A 1,907-nucleotide genomic window follows, 5' to 3' on the forward strand; every position below is an offset into this window, starting at 1 on the left:
TCCGGCCTGACCTCTGATAAGGTCGCAGCGCTCTCTACTGATCAGGTTGCGGCTCTGAAGACCAGCCAGATCGCTAAGTTGAGCACTGCCCAGATCGGCGCACTCTCGACCGATCAGGCCAAGGTTCTGACCACCGATCAAGTGGCCGCTCTGACATCGACCCAGATCGCAGCTCTTTCTACAGACGACGTTGCTGCCCTCACCACCGCTCAGATCGGTGTTCTGAAGACCGCGCAGGTCGCAGCCATGAAGTCGGCCCAGATCGCAGCTCTCTCCACCGACCAGGCGGCTGCACTGTCCTCGACGCAGATTGGCGCCCTGACGGCAACGGAAGTCGGCGCACTGTCCACCGCTGACATCGCAACCTTCTCGACTGACGAAATTGCAGCGATCAGCACTGCGGCTCTGTCGGGCCTGACCTCTGACAAGGTAGCTGCCCTCTCCACCGATCAGGTTGCGGCTCTGAAGACCAGCCAGATCGCCAAGCTCAGCACCGCTCAGATCGGCGCTCTCTCGACCGACCAGGCCAAGGTTCTGACCACCGACCAGGTGGCCGCTCTGTCCGGAACCCAGATCGCCGCTCTTTCTACTGACGACGTTGCTGCCCTCACCACCGCTCAAATCGGTGTATTGAAGACGGCGCAGGTCGCAGCTCTGAAGTCCAGCCAGATCGCAGCTCTCTCCACTGACCAGGCGGCTGCACTGTCCTCGACGCAGATTGGTGCCCTGACGGCTTCCGAAGTCGGCGCTCTGTCCACGGCTGATATCGCCACCTTCTCGACCGACGAGATCGCTGCGATCAGCACTGCGGCTTTGTCCGGCCTGACCTCTGACAAGGTTGCTGCCCTCTCGACCGATCAGGTTGCGGCTCTGAAGACCAGCCAGATTGCCAAGCTGAGCACCGCTCAGATCGGCGCACTCTCGACCGACCAAGCCAAGGTTCTGACCACTGATCAGGTGGCCGCCCTGACCTCGACCCAGATTGCCGCTCTTTCTACTGACGATGTTGCTGCCCTCACCACCGATCAGATCGGTGTGCTGAAGACGGCTCAGGTCGCGGCTCTGAAGTCCAGCCAGATTGCAGCCCTCTCTACCGACCAGGCTGCCGCTCTCACGAGCACGCAAATCGGCGCTCTGACGGCAACCGAAGTTGGTGCTCTGTCCACCGCTGACATCGCCACCTTCTCGACTGACGAGATTGCRGCGATCAGCACTGCAGCTCTGTCGGGTCTGACCTCTGACAAGGTTGCAGCGCTCTCGACCGATCAGGTGGCCGCTCTGAAGACCAGCCARRTCGCGAAGCTCAGCACCRCYCAGRTCGGCGCACTCTCGACCGAYCAGGCCAAGGTTCTGACCACCGACCAGGTGGCCGCTCTGTCCGGAACCCAGATCGCAGCACTCTCCACCGACGACGTTGCCGTCCTCTCCACCGATCAGATCGGTGTGCTGAAGACCGGCCAGGTCGCAGCCCTGAAGTCGGCCCAGATTGCAGCCCTCTCCACTGACCAGGCTGCCGCTCTGACGAGCACGCAAATTGGTGCCCTGTCGGCAACGGAAGTTGGCGCACTCTCCACCGCTGACCTTGCGACCTTCTCCACCGATGAGATCGCAGCGATCAGCACCGCGGCTCTGTCCGGACTGACCTCCGATAAGGTAGCAGCGCTCTCGACCGATCAGGTGGCCGCTCTGAAGACCAGCCAGATCGCGAAGCTGAGCACCACCCAGATCGGCGCACTCTCGACCGACCAAGCCAAGGTTCTGACCACTGATCAGGTTGCCGCTCTGTCCTCGACCCAGATCTCAGCCCTCTCCACTGACGACGTTGCCGCTCTCACCACCGCTCAGATCGGTGTTCTGAAGACAGCTCAGGTCGCCGCCCTGAAGTCGGCCCAGATCGCAGCCCTCTC

1 pseudogene is annotated in these 1,907 nt (G+C 62.0%); it reads left to right on the top strand.

The window, feature by feature from the left end:
• Positions 1 to 1,907: pseudogene (locus QD357_RS31955) on the top strand (hypothetical protein); the annotation flags it as partial.

The organism is Rhizobium sp. BR 317 (genome assembly GCF_047445835.1).
Taxonomy (GTDB): Bacteria; Pseudomonadota; Alphaproteobacteria; order Rhizobiales; family Rhizobiaceae; genus Rhizobium; species Rhizobium paranaense.